Raw genomic sequence first — 18,641 nt, forward strand, 5'->3', positions numbered from 1 at the left:
AATATCATGGTATCTGGAAAGACTATATTTAAAAATTTCACTCAAAATCCTAAAAACGATATCCTTGCAGGTATAACAGTTTCCCTTGCTATGATTCCTGAGGTTGTTGCTTTTGCGTTTGTAGCTCAAATTGATCCTTTAGTAGCACTGTCCGGAGCTTTTATTCTAGGTCTAATAACTGCTATTTTTGGAGGTAGACCAGGACTAATTTCTGGTGCAGCAGGTGCGGTTGCTGTTATTTTTGTAGACTTAATTGCTAAGGGTCACGACAAAGGGTTACTTTTTGATGCTCCAATAGATAATATGGGTTATTTCTATTTATTAGCTGCAGTAATATTAATGGGAATTATTCAAGTTGGTGCAGGTGTATTAAAGCTTGGTCGCTTTGTGAGATTAATTCCACATCCTGTAATGATGGGCTTTGTTAATGGTTTAGCGATTGTTATTTTTCTAGCCCAAGTACGCATGTTTTCACATAAGGAACTACAAGTTGGAGCTGATGGATTAAAGAAGTACATCAATATACCTATGGAAGGCACAGAACTCTATACTATGCTTGGACTTGTAGGTTTAACAATGGCTGTTATTTGGCTACTTCCAAAACTAACAACTAAAATTCCAGCTGCACTTACTGCTATTTTAATCACTACTGGAGTCGTTGTCTTTGGCGGATTAGAAGTAAGCACAGTTGGCTCTTATATCATTGAAGGTGGTGGTGAAGGTCTTAAAGGCGAATTCCCTACTCCAAACGTTGAACTTTGGCAAAATCTTCCAATAAATTTTGACACATTAAAATTCATCTTGCCTTATGCATTTTTAGCAGCTTCAGTAGGTTTAATAGAATCTCTAATGACTATGAACTTGGTTGACGAACTTACTGAAACCCGTGGAAATGGTAATAGAGAATGTGTTGCTCAAGGTGTTGGAAACATTACTAGCGGTCTTTTTGGAGGTACTGGTGGCTGTGGTATGATAGGGCAAACCGTAATTAATATCAATGCTGGTGGTAGAGGAAAATTATCTGGTGTAATGATGGCTCTAACACTACTTACATTTATTTTATTTACAGCACAGTACATAGAACAAGTTCCTATTGCGGCTTTAGTTGGTGTTATGTTTATGATGGTTATTGATACGTTTGCTTGGTCTAGCTTTAGAATTATAAGAAAAATACCTATTTCTGATGCCGTTGTACTAATAATTGTCTCTGCTGTAACGGTTATTTTCGATTTAGCAATTGCTGTATTTATTGGTGTTATTGTCTCTGCTTTAGTTTTTGCATGGAAAAGCGCTACGATGATTAGAGCACGTAAACGTATACAACCAGATGGCACCAAAACTTATGAAATATGGGGACCTCTATTCTTCGGATCCATTCAGAGTTTTAACTCTAAGTTTGATGTAAAAAATGATCCAGACAATGTTGAAATAGATTTTGTAGAATCTCGAGTAAGTGATCATTCTGCTATGGAAGCTATTTTCAATTTGGTAAATAAATATGAAGCTGCTGGAAAGAGTTTAAAATTGAAACATCTTAGTGAAGATTGTAAAGCTTTAATGTATAAAGCAAGCCCTAAGTTTAAAGAGGTTATAGTTGAAGATATTAATGATCCTCGTTATTATTTAGCCGCTAATCCTGAAGAATTTACAAAACCACTTTCGGAATACGATTTATAAAAGAAAAGCGACTCAATTGAGTCGCTTTTTTATTTAATAATCTAATAAGGCTTCAATCTTTGCTTTCACCTTTTCAGTAGAAGGAATCATGGTTTGCTCTAATGTAGAATTCAATGGAATGGCAGGCATATTTTCACTGCCAATTGTCATTACTGGTGCATCCAAATATTTAAAGCATTCTTCCTGAATTTTTCCAGATAAGGCTCTCGCAAAACTATTATCACTTGGCTCTTCAGTTACTACAAGACATTTGCCTGTTTTCTTAACCGACTTCATTATGGTTTCTTCATCTAAAGGATACAATGTCCTTAAATCTATAACTTCTATTTGATCCTTTAAATCAAGTTCTTCAGAAACATTCATTGCCCAATGCACACCCATTCCGTAAGTTACAATAGTGCAGGTTTCTACATCGTCTTGCTTCCAAATTTCTTGTAAAACCCAAGCTTTTCCAAAAGGTAATACGTAATCTTCGGCAGGTTCTACAGAAGTTGCGCCTTGCGTTCCCGGAACCTTAGACCAATACAAGCCTTTGTGTTCTAAAATTACTACTGGATTTGGATCGTGATACGCTGCTTTCATTAAGCCTTTTAAATCTGCACCATTACTCGGATAGGCAATTTTTATACCGCGAATATTGGTCACTACACTTTCTACTGAAGACGAATGATAAGGTCCACCACTACCATAAGCACCAATTGGCACACGCAAAATCATACTTACAGGCCATTTTCCGTTACTTAAATAACAACTACGGCTTACTTCGGTAAATAATTGATTGAGTCCTGGCCAAATATAATCGGCAAACTGAACCTCAACAATTGGCTTAAGTCCTACTGCACTCATCCCAACGGTTGAACCTACAATAAAAGCTTCTTGAATTGGTGTATTGAAAACTCTGTCATCACCAAATTTCTGCGCTAAAGTCGCTGCTTCTCTAAACACACCACCTAATCGTCCACCTACATCTTGTCCGTAAAGCAAACATTCTGGATGTTCTTTCATTAATTCTTCAACAGCAAATAAAGCGCAATCTACCATCACCACTTTTTCAGCACCTTCTGGAGAACGCTCTCCTTTTTCCTCGGTAATTGGAGTTGGTGCAAAATCGTTCGTAAATAAATCTTCAGGTTTTGGGCCTTCTGCTTTTTGTGCTTTTTCAAAATCAGATAGTACCTTTTCTTTAACCTCTTTTTCTATTTCTGAAATTTCCTTTTCTGAAAACCCATTATCCAACAATTGTTGTTTAATAACTGGATAAGGGTCACGTGATTTTGCTTCTTCCAAATCATCTCGATACCATTCCATTCGCACACCAGAAGTATGGTGATTTAACAACGGAACTTTGGCATGAACCAAAAATGGACGACGCTCTTCTCTGATAGTTTTTATAACTTTTTCTAAAGCTTCGTAGCTTTCAATAAAATTAGCTCCGTCTATAGAAATGGCTTCTAATCCATGAAAACCTTGCGCATACTCAAAAGCACTTTGCGCTCTGGTTTCAGCTTCATTAGCCGAAATATCCCAACCGTTATCTTGTACTAAATAGAGAATTGGCATTTGTTTTAAAGCTGCCATTTGAAAGGCTTCCGCAATTTCACCTTCGGTGACTGATGCATCTCCTAAACTGCAAACCGTGATTGGGTTTAATTGCGATTCTTCACTATCATTTTGAACAACATTTGAATTTTGAAGTCCCTGTTTTTCCAAATATTGCATTCCCATCGCAACTCCTGTTGCAGGAATGGCTTGCATACCTGTTGCCGAGGATTGGTGTGGAATTTTAGGCTTATCATCATCCTTTAAACTCGGATGCGAATAGTACGTTCTTCCACCAGAAAAAGGATCATCTTTTTTTGCCAACAACTGCAACATTAAATCATAAGGCTGCAATCCAAAAGCCAATAACATTGCATCGTCTCTGTAATATGGAAATGCATAATCTTGTGGCAATAATTGCATACCTATAGCGGTCTGAATAGCTTCATGACCTCTTGATGTGGCATGAACATATTTTGAAACTTGTTTAAAGTTTTCTTCATACAATTCTGCCATTGCTTTGGCTGTGCATAAATTTGAAAATCCTTTTTTTAATATGTCTTTATTCATCTTATGCTAATTCTTTTTGGACTTTGGTAATCCAACCAAATTTATCTTCAATCTTTCCTGTTTTAATACCATTCAATCTTTGATTGATTTCAAGACCAACAGGACTATCTTTTGAAACAAAAATTTCTTCGTCACCAAAACCAATACTTTCTATGTAAGCAATACCCACAGCAGTTCCAGTCCCGAAAGCTTCTTTTAAAGTGCCATTTTCAGAAGCATCTTTTATTTCATCAATGGTAATTTTTCGTTCTTCAACTTCGAATCCTTGATCTTTTAAAAGACTAATCACACTTTTCCTTGTGATACCATCCAATACACAACCATCCAATTCTGGTGTAATGAATTTGTCTTCAATTTTAAAGAAGATATTCATCGTTCCTACTTCTTGAATATACTTATGTTCTACTGCATCTAACCACAATACCTGATCGTAACCTTTCGCCTTAGCCAATTCAGTTGGACGTATTGCTGCAGCATAATTTCCCGCTGCTTTGGCTTCACCTGTTCCACCTTGAGCTGCTCTTATAAATTTCTTTTCGGCCCAAAGTTTTATGCGCTTACTAAAAAATGGCCCAGCAGGTGATGCCATGATTATGAATTTATAGTGGGTTGCCGCACGCATACCAATAAAAGGCTCATCCGCATACATAAACGGTCTTAAATACAAAGCACTACCATCCATTGGTGGAATCCAGTTGCGCTCTAAGTCAACCAATTGTTTCAAACCTTCAACAAATAAATCACTAGATATATTTGGCATTCCCATACGGTCTGCACTAAAGTTCATACGTTTTGCATTTTCATCTGCCCTAAAAAGCATCGGATTACCTTCAGCATCAACCGTTGCTTTCATACCTTCAAAAATGGCCTGTCCGTAATGTAAAGCCATAGCTGCTGGATGCGTTGGTATTAATCCCATAGGTTGAATTCTTGGGTTGGTCCACTCGCCATTTTCATAATCACAAATAAATATGTGATCGGTGAATACAGTTCCTAATGGTATGTTGTTGAAATCGATGTTTTCTACTTTTGATTTTTCTACTTTTTGGATGGATATGTTGTAAGACATAAATTTAAATTGATGAGATCCTGAAACAAGTTAAGGATGACAGTTAATTATATTTTTCTATTGGTATCAAATTGTTCAAAATAATCAGCGACTCTTCGTACGAAGCTTCCTCCGAGGAAACCATCTACAACACGATGATCGAAGGATAATGAGAGATACATCATACTTCTAATAGCGATTTCATCTCCTTTTTCGGTTTCTATAACTTCGGCACGCTTTTTAATTATTCCCAAAGCTAAAATGGCAACTTCTGGTTGGTTAATAATTGGTGTACCCATAACGCTACCAAATGTTCCAACATTAGAAATCGTAAACGTACTTCCCTTAATATCATCACCTGCCAACTTGTTTTCTCTAGCTTTATTTGCCAATTCATTAACGTTTGCAGCCAGTGTTTTTAAATCTTTAGTATCCGCATTTCTCACCACTGGGACAATTAAATTTCCACTTGGTAAAGCGGTTGCCATGCCAATATTAACATCCTCTTTTACAATGATATTATTACCATCTACCGAGGCATTGATATTTGGAAAATCTTTAACGGCTTTAGCTACAGCCTCAACAAACAACGGTGTAAAGGTTAATTTTTCACCATATTTTTCTTGAAAAGCAACCTTATTTTCGTTTCGCCAGTCTACCATATTGGTTAAGTCTGCTTCTACATAAGCGGTAACGTGAGGCGACGTATGCTTAGAATACACCATATGATCGGCAATCATTTGACGCATACGATCCATTTCTATGATTTTACCTTTGCCTTTATCAAACTCTAATTGCGGAATACGATATGCTGTTGGATCTTGTATCACAGGTTGTGCAAACTTGTAAGGTCTACCGTCTTCAATATAGTTGAATACATCACTTTTTCTTAATCGTCCTTCTTTTCCGGTTGCTGGAATTCTTGCTAATTCCTCAAAACTGATGTGATGTTCTTTGGCTATGGAAATGATTAATGGTGAAAAGAACGTGTTTGTATTATTAACCGAAAATGAATTTGAACTAGGTTTCTCAACTGTACTTGATGCGATTGTCCGATTCTTTTTAGTTTTCTTTTGAGACGTATCGACTGCACTCGACTTGACAGCTTCTTTTTTTGGCTGCGACTTCGAACTCGATGCCTCAACTTCTAATATCGCAATAATTTCACCAACTTTAACAACATCTTTAGCCTGAAACTTGGTTTCAACCAAAGTTCCTGCTGCTGGTGCAGGCACTTCGTTATCTACTTTATCTGTAGCAACTTCAAGTATAATATCGCCTTCTTCAAAGGTATCTCCTTCAGCAATTAACCAATTGATAATGGTTCCTTCTGTTATACTTTCGCCCATTTTGGGCATTTTTAGTTCAAAAGTCATTAATCTATAAAAATAATTGATTTAAGAATTAAAGATAATATATAACGCAATCAACAATTGTTAAAATCTCTTATTATCACATTAAAAAGCAAATAATTCTTTAAATTCAACATATCTCAAAAAATACAACTTTAAAACCTTGAATTTGCGGTGTGAACCAAATAATTTTTCTCATGGCACATACACTCGATAAAATAGATATCCAACTATTAACTATTCTTCAAAAAAACAGTAACCGTACAACAAAGAGTATTGCTGAAGAGCTTGGTATGACAACCTCACCAATATTTGAACGCATTAAGAAGTTGGAAAAAGAAGGCTATATTGAGAACTATGTGGCTGTATTAAATAACAAAAAAATCGGACTAAAACTAACTGTTTTTATCGGCATTACATTGCAAGGGCATACCCGAAGTTATCTTGAAAAATTTGTAAAGGAAATCAATAGTTTCCCTGAGGTTATAGAATGTCACAGGGTAAGTGGAAACTTTGATTATTTATTGAAATTAGTTGTTGAAGATATTGAGGCATATGAAACCTTTATCATTTCAAAATTAACCTTACTACCCTATTTAGGCAATGTTCAGAGTTTAATTGCAATGTCTACCAGCAAGGAAACTAATGCTATTGATTTGAGTCGGGTGTTGTGATTTTAGATATTACGCAGACAAAAGCTGTAGCAATCTTTTAATTTAATACAACCTACTAGGATGATGAGATTTTTCGTCTCTCATTCTTCGCTCTGTCGAAATGACAAACCTACTTTTTAAACGTTTCTCGAAGCGTTTTATATATGTTATCTTGAACTTTCATATTTTGAGGAACCTCACGAAGTGGCTCTACTGCTTTTAAAGATTCATGACAATCGGCTGGTAATTGCTGATATAGTTGTGTACCTTTTGTTTTCCAAGCAATCATTTCATCGCTTACCTGCTTGATGACTTTTGCTGGATTACCAACGACTAAACTTCGGTACGGAATTTTGGTTTCAGCTTTAATAAACGACATGGCGCCAATGATACATTCGTCTCCAATTTCGGCATCATCCATAATTACGGTATTCATTCCAATAAGACAATTACGACCCAAATTGGCGCCATGAATAATAGCACCATGACCAATGTGCGCACTTTCTTTTAAGACAATGGATTTACCTGGAAACATATGAACCGTACAATTTTCTTGTACGTTAACACCATCCTCTAAAATAATTTGTCCCCAATCTCCACGAATGGCAGCACCTGGACCGATGTAACAGTTTTTGCCAATGATGACATTGCCTGTGACTGCTGCCAATGGATGCACGAAACTACTTTCGTGTACGACTGGTGTGTATCCTTGGAATGCGTAAATCATAATGCAGCCCCTTTTAATTTCCCCAAAGGGAAAAAACACTCCTGTGTTCTTACTCTTGTATACTTTTTCATTTTCTACATTTACTAGTTCCTTCACTTTGGGAAGGTTAGGATGGGCTTCTCTTTACTTAAATCGTTTTAATGTTTCTTTTGTAAAATCACTTAATACCAAGCGTCCACTAATGGCTGCTCTTTCGGCTAGAAGCGTGTCCCAATCTTCGGTACCTTGCCAGAAGATTTTCTTCATTTCTTTCATTGCTTCTGGATTGTAATTGCAAAGATTTTCGGCAAAGGTTTTAACGGCTTCATCTAATGCTTCTGTAGTATCAAACACTTGTGTAAATAAGCCTTTTTGTTTTGCCCATTCTGCAGGATAAAATGTATTGGCATCAATGGCGATTTGTGACATTCCGCTTAATCCTAACTTGCGCTCTACAGCTGGACCAACCACAAACGGACCGATACCAACGTTTAGCTCGCTTAACTTTATGGATGCAAACTTGGTTGCCATACAATAATCGGTTGCCGATGCCACTCCTACTCCACCACCAACAGTTTTTCCTTGCACGCGACCAATGATAAATTTTGGACATTTGCGCATCGCATTAATCACGTTGGCAAATCCGGAAAAGAATACTTTCCCTGTGGCTTCGTCATTGATATTGATTAGTTCGTTAAAACTTGCGCCTGCACAAAAGGTTCTATCGCCTCCACTTTTTAGGACGATAACTTTAATGTCGTCATTATTGCCAGCATCGGTTATAGTCTGTGCTAATTCTGCTAGAATATTTCCAGGTAATGAGTTATGCGCAGGATGGAAAAACTCGATGTATCCTACTTGGTTTTCTATTTCTAATTTTACGTAAGGTTGGCTCATTTTTGAATTTTAATATGTTGTTTTCAAAATTACAATAAAACTTATCATCTATTAAATGATAACTTAGAAAAACCATCGAAAGCTTAGATTAAATTGATTCGTTTATTTTCCACTCAACACAAATGGTGCCCAGATTTTTGGTGTTTGAAATTGCTCGCCATACACACCATTGAGCATTGTGCGTTTAGCTGTATTCACAGCATCTTCCACACTCATTTTTTTTACATAAAGATTGTTATACATTTCGGTCATTAATATCATAGTTCCTGCATCATTAACAGGCCACAAACTCAATAAGGTACTATTAGCACCTGCTACAAGTAATGCTGAATTTAGACCATTAACCCCTTCTCCATTATAATTTTTTCCTAATGCAGTTTCACAAGCAGAAAGCACAGCTAAATCTGCCTTTAAATCTAGTTGCGCTATCTCGTGAGCTAACAAAAATGTATCCTCAGACCCATCTCCATTAGCAGGCTGCGTCATCATTACACCAGAAAGTTCAGGAATACTATTACTTGCAAATCCGTGAGTTGCAATGTGTACATATTTATATTGATTCAACTCGCCTGATTTATTCAATCTTTTGATATCGCTTTCTTTCATCTGACCATCAATCAAAACAGTAGCTTCTGGAATTATTTTTTTAAGATTCTGAACCTCTCTCAAAGTTCCTGGTAGATAGTTAGCTCCACCAAAGCCCAAAGCAGCCAATTCTTTACTTAAATTAGACTGTTTATTATTGATTTTTGTGGTTAATTGGTCCTGCAACTCAAAGTAGCTTTGAGTTGATCTGCTATTGGAAGCACTACTTTGAGGTTCTTTATACGTAGCTCCTCCCATTGCTAAAAGCGGTTTTCTGTCCTCACTATAATTTCGGTTAGACAGACTTGCCCAAACACTTGCCGAGGGTATATATTTAACATTAAATCGTTCTAAAAGATATTTTCCGTTTCCATCTAAAAATGCTTCAAAAGGCATTGCATTCAATTCTCCTTCCGCACTTATAATAAGCGTAGTTTTTCCTGCTAGTTTAGCTTCTAAAGGTTGTATTAAAAAATAATACCAATGTTTTAATATTTTTTGCTGAAGATCTAAATACTGAGCATCTGACAACTCCATTACCTCTCGTGACAACGCAACAAAATCTCTATAATCTTTAGCCTTAAATGCAGTTTTAGGATCTGAATGTCTATAGATTTGACCATTAATTATTTCTTCATTTAATTTAGTAACATAACCATTAATACTATTTGGTTTCTCCTGTATATTATTGATATACTGTTTTTTCATGTTTAGCCATGCAGTAACTGGAAAATGTTCTATCACATCAGCAGAATTACTTGTTATTAAAGTTGCTATCATTTGACCTGGCTCACCATTAGAATAGTATATAATTGCCTCATGTGGCCTAAGCTTTGCCTGTGCTTGCTCTAATGTTATTTGTGGCAAACTCTTATCTAATTTCTGACGGAGAATTCTGCTTCGGTTCATATCCTGAACTTTGAATAGCTCATTTGTATTGCCTAATTTTTGAAGCGACATTATTAACCCAGAATAGGCATTTGCATGTAAATTTCTAGCATAGAGTTGCTCTTGAGTATTAAATTTAGGTAAGAATTGTTCTGTTATATCTACTGCTTTCTGAAATTGATCAGCTGCATTTTTATAATCATTTTTCATATAAAACATAAAACCAATGTTATTGGCTGCATTTTGTGCAGAAGCCCAATTCTTCGTTTTTAAATGATAATCGTATACTTCATTATTTAGTTCTATGGCTTTTGATTTATTTCCAATTTTAAACTGCACAACAGCATAATTACCAGCAGCTTTCATTTTTTGATCTTCAAAATTTCTCTTGCTTGCTAAAACATAAGCTTCACCCAAATGTTTATTGGCTAAACTAATTGATTTTGATTCTGGCAGCATTACATAATAAGCGCCTATGAGGTTGTTGGCATTTATAATGTGATAATCGTTACCAAGCTCGGTTGCTAACGTTAAAAGCTGTTCTGCAAGTTGAAGCATGTCGTCACGTTTACCCATATCTCCAACGATTTGAGCTTTACGGAACAATAAATCTGCTTTTGTTAAAGTGGGAAAATCTAACTTTTCTATTTCCGCTAGGCCTTTATTAGCATACAGAAATGTTTTATTAAGATCGTATCTATCATACCAAGTTAAACGCTCAAAACATAAAGCTTTTGTATATGGATTAAGGTATTGCGAATTTATAGCCGTTTCTAGTCTCGGCTTGGCTAAATCAAACTGACCTGCAAAATAATATGCAATAGCTTGTGTTGCATTTGCAAAATCTTTCAATAAAGGATTTACAGGTGAATAATTTGCCCAAACCTTTAAATATTGAGAGGGATCACAAGCTTTACCTTCGTACCATTGATTAACACAAACATTGTAATCATTATAATTCTGAATGGCACCCGCTGTTGCCTTTTCAGCATTTTCTGCAATAGTTTTTAAAGCCGAGAAGTCTTTACCAGTTAATTCCGTTAATATATCTAATTCTTCTTTTGTAGATGCTGCACCTTTTACATCTGGAGAGAGTTGAAACGCATAATGCATAAATTTACTAGCCTCACTTGTTTTTCCTTCTAAAAAAGCGATATAACTCGCCAAAGTATAATTGCTAGACTCCATTGGAAACATCTGATTCGCAGTTTTAGCATAGCGTTTTGCTGTAGTTAAATCGTTTTTTGCTATTGCTGCAAAGGCTTTGAATATGTAACCAAAACTATTATCTGAATTGTATTTAATATACTCATCAGCAGCAACATCCATAAGTGCCACATTTTTGGTTTCATAACCTTGAGAAAATTTTTCTTGAGCTTGCTGTGCATTTTGAGCCTTGGTACATAAAGACAAAAGCAACACAAAAGTTAAAACAATATGTTTCATAATAGATTTGTTTTAAAAGACATTGAGATTACCAGTTGGCATCACAACCACAGTCGATTTGACCAGAAGATGATTTACCAGTTCTTAAGTCGGTTTTGGTATAGTCGAACCGAACTCCGTTAGCTGTTTTAAAGAATGTAAAATTAGTTTTTGCTGCAATTTGCCCATTAACCATAGGCACACTTAACAAGTGTTTTTTACCCATAAGCTGCCCTCCACCTTTACTAACCTTGGCAACACGAATATCAGTATTATTAGGGTCGTTGATAACATAGAACAGCATCCATGTAAATCCGCAATCTTTAATCTTACCAATAGCTGCTTTTTGTCCCCAAGTTTGTCCTAAAATTTCGTTTGCAATAGGAATACTATTTAAATCTCTTCCGCGAAGCTTGTCTAGACTATACGGTTTTCCTGTTCCTACAAAATCAAAATTGCTAAAAAAGAAGTTTATGTTTTTGCGACGCTCTTGGTCTTTCAACCCTTTATCAGCCAATTCTATTTGGCTTTCTAAATCATTCTCGTGATAAGTTTTTATTTGTGCTTCTAGGTCTTCCTTTTCAGAAGCTGATTGTGCTGTAAGAAACACTTCGCTTTTGGTATTGTTTTGTAAATTGGTAACTACTAATTTCTTTGCTTTAAATCCATTAGAAACTACGTCTACAATTTCAGGAGCATAATGACTAACATTATTTTCGTAATTAAGACTTCTTGCAATATCAGGTGCTAAATTATGACTTTGTTTAGTGTTGATGTTGTATGCCAAAACTTTGTCTGGAATTCCACTTTTTGTCAGTTTAACAAAATATATGATGTCTTGCTTTTTTAAATCGAATTTCACTTGTTGATAGCTAGATTTTACTTCATCTATTTTCTGAAGATTATTGAACGTAACATCTTTATATTTATACAATTCATATTTTTTATCATATTGCACTAACAAGATTTTTTGCCCTGGAATGAGGTCTAAACCTTTTGCTTCTGGAAATCTTTTTGAATGCCATTCTTTAGTATCTACATTCATAAATTGATATTGCGCCCACAATGGTTTATCAAAATCTAAATGTCCTTTTTTATCCTTTTCATATCTCGAAATTACCATACCAACTTCGCGATCATTTACATAAGACACATAACCTCTATCCTTCGGTATATTGGTATTACCGTCTAAATGCTTATTCTTATCAACTATGGCATAATCTCCCGTACCTGATAGTCTTTGCATACCAATAATAAGCGCATTGTCTCTATCTTCTTCAAAATCGAAATGCCAGTTATATATACCATCTTTACTCGCTGGTTTAATAAAATTATAGACTTGTTCCATAGTTTCAAGATTCCAAATTGCAATTTGCTCTCCTTCTTCACTATTTATTGCCAAGTATTTACCGTTTTGACCTAGCTTCCAATCGTATTTATCTAACTCAGGAAATTTAAAGACAGGTGCTTTAGCATCTATTTGTTCTTGCTCCTTGGCTATTTCAGCTTGTTCTTTTGCCTCTTTGGCTATTATAAGATCTTGAACCTTTTTATGTTTATTTTGAAAATCCTCTAGCGGCAAACTGAATCTAATCTCATTAATCTTCTCACAATTATTAATTTTGTACTGCACAAGCTTGTAAGGTATTTGTGCTATTTCTGAAGGCTTGGTATTATTTAAAACATCATCTACCTCCACTACGAAATAGTAGTTTTTGGTTTTAAAAACATTTGAGTTATCTGAGTTGTTATTGATACAATTCTTAAATTTTCCTAGCACTTTAGAATTGGTTAAAGCCTTTTTACTTTTCTCCATTGTTTCGGCTTCAATATCATAAATGGCATAAGTGTCACCTTGAGTTGCGTAAACATAATTTCCGTTATTCATGTTTCTATTTGAAGCAACATCTAACACAAAATCCTTTTCAGGAAATTTTGAAGTTTTTTGTGTTTTATGATTAAAAATGTAGATGTTTCTGTCATTCTCTTTAGTATAAATACTGAATAACCCACTTGGTTTTACAATAAGGTCTTTATAATCTGAAACTTTAGATGCAATTTCTACATCATCTGAGGGATGATTGACATAAAGACTTTTATCATTTTTTTTATATTGAATTGGATTTCCCTCATAATCAACACCTGAGAATGCATACTTTTTATCGTATTGAGCAGGTAATTCAAACTTATTTTTAGCGGTATTTAAAGACCAAAATGAATTCTCTTTATTTGAAATGATGACTATTGAAAGGTCTTCTGCAAAAGATGTAATGTGTTCACCATTATCATACTTAATTACATCATCATAAATAAAACTATGGTATGTAAGCGGTTTTCCTGTCTCCAGATTGTAAGTCGTTAAGTAATCTCCTGTAAATACAGCCGCTTTGGTTTCGCTGTCATTTACCAATATTTGAATCTGTGTATTATCATTTTGTGTTTTCCAAAAATGCTTCCCTTGAGCACTGCAAAATGACACCACTAAGAATGTAACAACAATAATTAGATTTTTCATTTAGTAAGATTTGATGGCCAAAACTAGCTGTAAATCCTACGCAAAAACATACGATGAATATCGTATATTTTAAAAACTAAAGACTCCTTACAAAACAAAAAACGCTACCTAAAGGCAGCGCTTTTATGAAGTATCTATAAAAACAATTACAACAAACCAAATTGTTCAAAATGATGGTTTAAATGTTTTCTTTCGAGTAAGTATGATTCATAACGATTCAATTCACCAAAGACTAAATTCTTCAATTTAGCATCTGGATTTTCTTTAAAAAACTCTAAATATTTCTCACGTTGTTCCTTAAATTTTTCGATTGCTGTTTCTAAATCAGGATGTTTTAAATCATCTAATTTATCTTTCTCTAATTGTGGAAACTGACTATTTTGAGGAAACTTTTGATAATTGTATAAACTCGCATGAACTTTATCTAAAATCTTTTCTGATGTGGCAACTTCAAAATCCTGAATTTCACCTGAAGCGATTTTATATGTATATTCTAGATGCTCAATCATATGCTGAGGAGTCATGATTCCCCATTTTGGTTTTAGATCTGGCTTAAGCTTTAGCAATAGTTCTTCAATCTTTTCTTCTGTCATTTCAACAAAAGTTTCTTGTTTCTTCTGAACCATTGTTAATACCGTTGCAAATGCTACTTTTTCATCATTTGTAGCATCAAAAATTTCGGCATACCATTTTACAATTCCGCTAGGATGTTCTGCTGATGCGACATCTCTATCTACTTTTTGCTTACACGTTAAACGTACATAAATAGTGTCGTTATGATACAGAGGACGTAAAAAACGACATTCTTCTAAGCCGTAATTGGCAGACACAGGACCTTTATTTGGATACACAAACAAGCCTGCGGCAGCTGATATAATGAAATACCCATGAGCAGTTCGCTTTTCAAAGATACTTCCATCTAAAGATGTAATATCTGTATGTGCATAAAAATGATCCCAAGTAATGTTTGAGAAATTAATGATATCGGTATCTGTAATTGTTCTGTTATGGGTTTTCATTGACATTCCTGGTTGAATATCTTCCCAATGATATTTAAATGGATGCTGTTCTGCCTCTTTGTATTTCGCATTTTGCTGATATATACCAGTGATTTCTGAAATTGTAGTTGGAGAACCTTGAATCGCTGTGCGCTGTAAATAATGTTTTATACCACGCATGCCACCCATTTCTTCACCACCTCCAGCGCGTCCTGGTCCTCCATGAACCAAATATGGTAAAGGCGAACCGTGACCTGTGCTTTGCTTTGCCATTTCACGATTAATGACCATAATACGACCATGATGAGATGCTGCATTTACAACATAATCGGTTGCTATTTTATCATCAAATGTTGCGATGGAAGACACCAGCGAGCCTTTACCCATTTTAGCCAATTGCACAGCTTCATCTATTGATTTGTAAGGCATAATAGTACTAACTGGCCCAAAAGCTTCACGTTCGTGTACAACACTACTTTGGAATGGATTATCAGTTCTAAAAACTACAGGACTTATAAATGCACCTTTGTTGGCATCTGCACCAATAGCTTCAATATGTTCTAAATTTCCATAAACTATTTCAGCTTCTTTACTGATATCAGAAATGGAACTTTTTACGGCTTCAACTTGTTGTTTACTGACTAAAGATCCCATTCTGACCTCTTTGAGTCTTGGATCTCCAATAGTCACTTTATCTAAAGCTTTACCCAAAGCTATCTGAACGTCTTCAACTAGATTTTCAGGAACAATAATTCTTCTAATCGCCGTACATTTTTGACCTGCTTTTACGGTCATTTCATTTCTAACTTCTTTGATGAACAAATCAAACTCTGGTGTTCCTGGAACAGCATCTTCACCCAAAATTGAAGCATTTAACGAATCAGCTTCCATAGTGAAAGGTACAGATTCTTCAATCAATCTTGGATGAGCTTTTAACAATCTACCTGTTGCTGCTGAGCCTGTAAATGTTACAACATCTTGAGATTCAACAGTGTCTAAAACAGTTTTTACGGTTCCGTTTATAATTTGAAGTGCACCTTCAGGTAATATACCAGAGTTGATAATTTCTCTTGCTACAGCTTCAGCTAAATATGACGACGATGGAGCTGGCAAAACCACTGCTGGCACACCTGCCATCCAATTAACCGCACATTTTTCTAACATGCCCCAAACTGGGAAATTAAATGCGTTAATATGAACCGCAACACCTTTTTTAGGTACCATGATATGATGCGCCATAAAGCGTCCACCACGAGATAAATCTATTGGATCGCCTTCAACATGAAAGGGTTGATTTGGAAACAATTTTCGTAATGAAGCGTTAGCAAACAAATTACCGAAACCACCCTCAATATCAATCCAACTATCAACTCTAGTTGCACCTGTTCTATAACTTAAATCGTAAAATTGTTCTTTACGCTTGGTAAGGTAAAGCGCTAATTTCTTGAGCATATTACCACGCTCTTGAAAGGTCATTTTACGTAGAACTTCTCCTCCTTTTGCACGTCCATAATTAAGAATTTCAGGAATATCTAATCCTTCAACAGCCCAATTGGTAAAATGCTCACCTGTAATGGCGTCGTAAATCGGTGCGCCTTCTTCCTTTCCTGTGGTCCATTGTCCTTGGACGTAGTGTTGTATTTTGTTCATACTTGAAACTTTATGATAGATTCCGCATCAGGTGCGGAATGACAAATCTTTAATTATTTACACGTTCAATTACTGCAGCATAACCTTGTCCGACACCAACACACATTGTTACTAATGCATATTTTTTATTCTGTTCTTTTAATTCTAAAGCTGCTGAATAGGCAATCCTTGCTCCTGTAACTCCTAGTGGATGACCAATAGCAATTGAGCCTCCATTAGGGTTAATTCTAGGATCATTATCATCTAATCCCCAAGCTCTGGTACATGCTAAAGCTTGAGCTGCAAAAGCCTCATTCAATTCAATAATATCGATATCATCCATTATTAGACCTGCTTTAGCCAAAGCTTTGTTGGACGCTTCTACAGGGCCTACACCCATAATTCTTGGTTCTACACCAACCACTGCAGAACTTACTATTCGTGCTAATGGTTTTAGATTATATTTTTTAACAGCATCTTCTGAAGCGATAATTGTTGCCGCAGCTCCATCGTTTAATCCTGATGAATTTCCTGCTGTTACGCTACCACCTTCTTTTTTGAAAGCTGGTCGAAGTTTTCCTAATATTTCTTTTGTTGTTGTTGGTTTTACAAATTCATCTTTTGAAAAAATGATTGGGTCTTTTTTACGCTGTGGTATTTCAACAGGAATAATTTCCTTATCCAAACGACCGTTTTCTTGTGCTTTAGACGCTTTCATCTGGCTCCAATAGGCGAATTCATCTTGATCTTCTCGAGAAATATTATATTTCTCAACAAGATTTTCAGCAGTGACTCCCATGCCGTCCGTACCGTACATTTCGTGCATTTTTGGATTTACAAATCTCCATCCAAAACTACTGTCGTACATTTTAGCATCGGTACCAAACGCACTCGATGGTTTTGCAATAACATAAGGTCCGCGAGTCATATTTTCCACACCACCAGATATAAAGAGATCTCCATCACCAGCTTTTATTGCTCTATTGGCATGAATTATAGCCGATAAACCTGAGCTACACAATCTATTTACGGTCTCACCAGGTACCGAAAACGGTAAGCCTGCCAAAAGCGATGCCATTCTAGCGACATTACGGTTATCTTCACCTGCTTGGTTAGCACAACCCAAAATAACATCGTCATAGGCTTCTTTTGGGATATTTGGATTTCTTTTTACAATTTCTTTTATAACTAAAGCACCCAAATCATCTGTACGTACAGCTGACAATGTGCCTTTGTAATTTCCTATTGGTGTTCTAATTCCGTCTATTATATATGCTTCTTTCATAACTATTTTTAATTCAAAATTGCAGAGAATGTATCGCCTTGGCGCATATCTCCTGTTCTGTAACCTTTCATAAACCATTGCATGCGTTGCTCTGATGTACCATGTGTAAAACTATCTGGTGACACAGAACCTCGCATACGTCTCTGTATAGCGTCATCTCCAACAGCATTGGCAGCACTCATAGCTTCTTCTATATCTCCTTCTTGTAAATATTTTCTGTTGTGGTTCGCCCAAACACCTGCGTAAAAATCTGCTTGTAACTCTTGAGCAACCGACAATCTATTGGCTTCTGTTTGACTAACACGTTGTTGTAACTGACGAACATTAGCAGAAGTTCCTAATAATGTTTGAATGTGATGACCTATTTCATGAGCAGTGACATAAGCAATAGCAAAATCACCTCCTTTAGCACCAAAACGTGTTTTTAATTCGTCAAAAAAGGCTAAATCCATATATACTTTTTGATCGGCAGGACAATAAAATGGGCCAGATGCAGAAGACGCATTGCCACAGCCCGTACTTACGGCATCCGTAAACAAAACCATTTTAGGCTCTTTGTAATCTCCTAAGTTATTTTCTATAAATAAGCGATTCCAAACATCTTCAGTATCAGCTAAAACAGTAGCCATGAAATTCACCATAACTTTTTCATCATCGGTTAATTCTCTTTGCTCAGTTTGCTGAGCAACCTGACCACTACCTACTTGCTCAATAATTGGTGCTAACTGTTGACCTGTTTCACCGCCAAAGAGTTGTAAAAGAATTACAACAACTGCAATTAGTCCACCTCCAGCTGCTACTTTGCCTTTGGTTCCCATTCCTCTTCTATCCTCGAGGTTACCACTTTTTCTTCTGCCTTGCCATTTCATAATTT

12 protein-coding genes are annotated in these 18,641 nt (G+C 35.8%); 2 read left to right on the plus strand and 10 right to left on the minus strand.

Going from position 1 to position 18,641, the window contains the following annotated elements:
• The first annotated feature begins 6 nt into the window (after positions 1-6).
• Positions 7-1,677 carry a SulP family inorganic anion transporter gene (locus QGM60_RS03420; RefSeq protein ID WP_281138848.1) on the plus strand — a complete coding sequence of 557 codons (1,671 nt, stop codon included), beginning with the start codon at positions 7-9 and terminating at the stop codon, positions 1,675-1,677.
• A 33-nt stretch (positions 1,678-1,710) separates the two neighbouring features.
• On the opposite strand, the gene QGM60_RS03425 is transcribed toward QGM60_RS03420, so the two are convergent.
• Genes QGM60_RS03425 through QGM60_RS03435 form a run of 3 tightly spaced genes read right to left on the minus strand, consistent with a single transcriptional unit; the run spans position 1,711 to position 6,210 of the window.
• Positions 1,711-3,786 carry an alpha-ketoacid dehydrogenase subunit alpha/beta gene (locus QGM60_RS03425; RefSeq protein ID WP_281138849.1) on the minus strand — a complete coding sequence of 692 codons (2,076 nt, stop codon included), beginning with the start codon at positions 3,784-3,786 and terminating at the stop codon, positions 1,711-1,713.
• Between the two features lies 1 nt (position 3,787).
• Positions 3,788-4,855 carry a branched-chain amino acid aminotransferase gene (locus QGM60_RS03430; RefSeq protein ID WP_281138851.1) on the minus strand — a complete coding sequence of 356 codons (1,068 nt, stop codon included), beginning with the start codon at positions 4,853-4,855 and terminating at the stop codon, positions 3,788-3,790.
• 47 nt (positions 4,856-4,902) lie between these two features.
• Entirely contained in the window at positions 4,903-6,210 is a 1,308-nt protein-coding gene (locus tag QGM60_RS03435) for a dihydrolipoamide acetyltransferase family protein (RefSeq protein WP_281138852.1), read from the minus strand.
• A 173-nt stretch (positions 6,211-6,383) separates the two neighbouring features.
• Here QGM60_RS03435 and QGM60_RS03440 point away from each other — a divergent pair, with 173 nt between their 5' ends.
• Entirely contained in the window at positions 6,384-6,860 is a 477-nt protein-coding gene (locus QGM60_RS03440) for an Lrp/AsnC family transcriptional regulator (RefSeq protein WP_092446684.1), read from the plus strand.
• A gap of 109 nt (positions 6,861-6,969) precedes the next feature.
• Here QGM60_RS03440 and QGM60_RS03445 read toward each other — a convergent pair whose 3' ends face one another.
• The 7 genes from QGM60_RS03445 to QGM60_RS03475 form a co-directional block, all read right to left on the minus strand.
• A complete protein-coding gene (locus QGM60_RS03445; RefSeq protein WP_281139332.1) occupies positions 6,970-7,566 on the minus strand; it encodes a transferase hexapeptide repeat family protein in 597 nt (198 codons plus the stop codon).
• 123 nt (positions 7,567-7,689) lie between these two features.
• On the minus strand, positions 7,690-8,442 hold the full coding sequence (locus QGM60_RS03450) for an enoyl-CoA hydratase/isomerase family protein (protein WP_281138857.1): 753 nt from the start codon (positions 8,440-8,442) through the stop codon (positions 7,690-7,692).
• Positions 8,443-8,544: 102 nt separating this feature from the next.
• Entirely contained in the window at positions 8,545-11,361 is a 2,817-nt protein-coding gene (locus tag QGM60_RS03455; protein WP_281138858.1) for a CHAT domain-containing protein, read from the minus strand.
• A gap of 28 nt (positions 11,362-11,389) precedes the next feature.
• Positions 11,390-13,855, minus strand: a complete 2,466-nt coding sequence (locus QGM60_RS03460) for a hypothetical protein (RefSeq protein WP_281138859.1) — start codon at positions 13,853-13,855, stop codon at positions 11,390-11,392.
• Positions 13,856-14,001: 146 nt separating this feature from the next.
• Positions 14,002-16,503, minus strand: coding sequence for a phenylacetic acid degradation bifunctional protein PaaZ (paaZ, locus tag QGM60_RS03465; RefSeq protein ID WP_281138860.1), 2,502 nt, complete (start codon positions 16,501-16,503; stop codon positions 14,002-14,004).
• Between the two features lie 49 nt (positions 16,504-16,552).
• A complete protein-coding gene (pcaF, locus tag QGM60_RS03470; protein WP_281138861.1) occupies positions 16,553-17,767 on the minus strand; it encodes a 3-oxoadipyl-CoA thiolase in 1,215 nt (404 codons plus the stop codon).
• Positions 17,768-17,775: 8 nt separating this feature from the next.
• A complete protein-coding gene (locus tag QGM60_RS03475; protein WP_281138862.1) occupies positions 17,776-18,636 on the minus strand; it encodes a neutral zinc metallopeptidase in 861 nt (286 codons plus the stop codon).
• Positions 18,637-18,641: the final 5 nt, after the last annotated feature.

Source organism: Winogradskyella sp. SYSU M77433 (assembly GCF_029911945.1).
In the GTDB taxonomy this organism is placed as follows: Bacteria; Bacteroidota; Bacteroidia; order Flavobacteriales; family Flavobacteriaceae; genus Winogradskyella.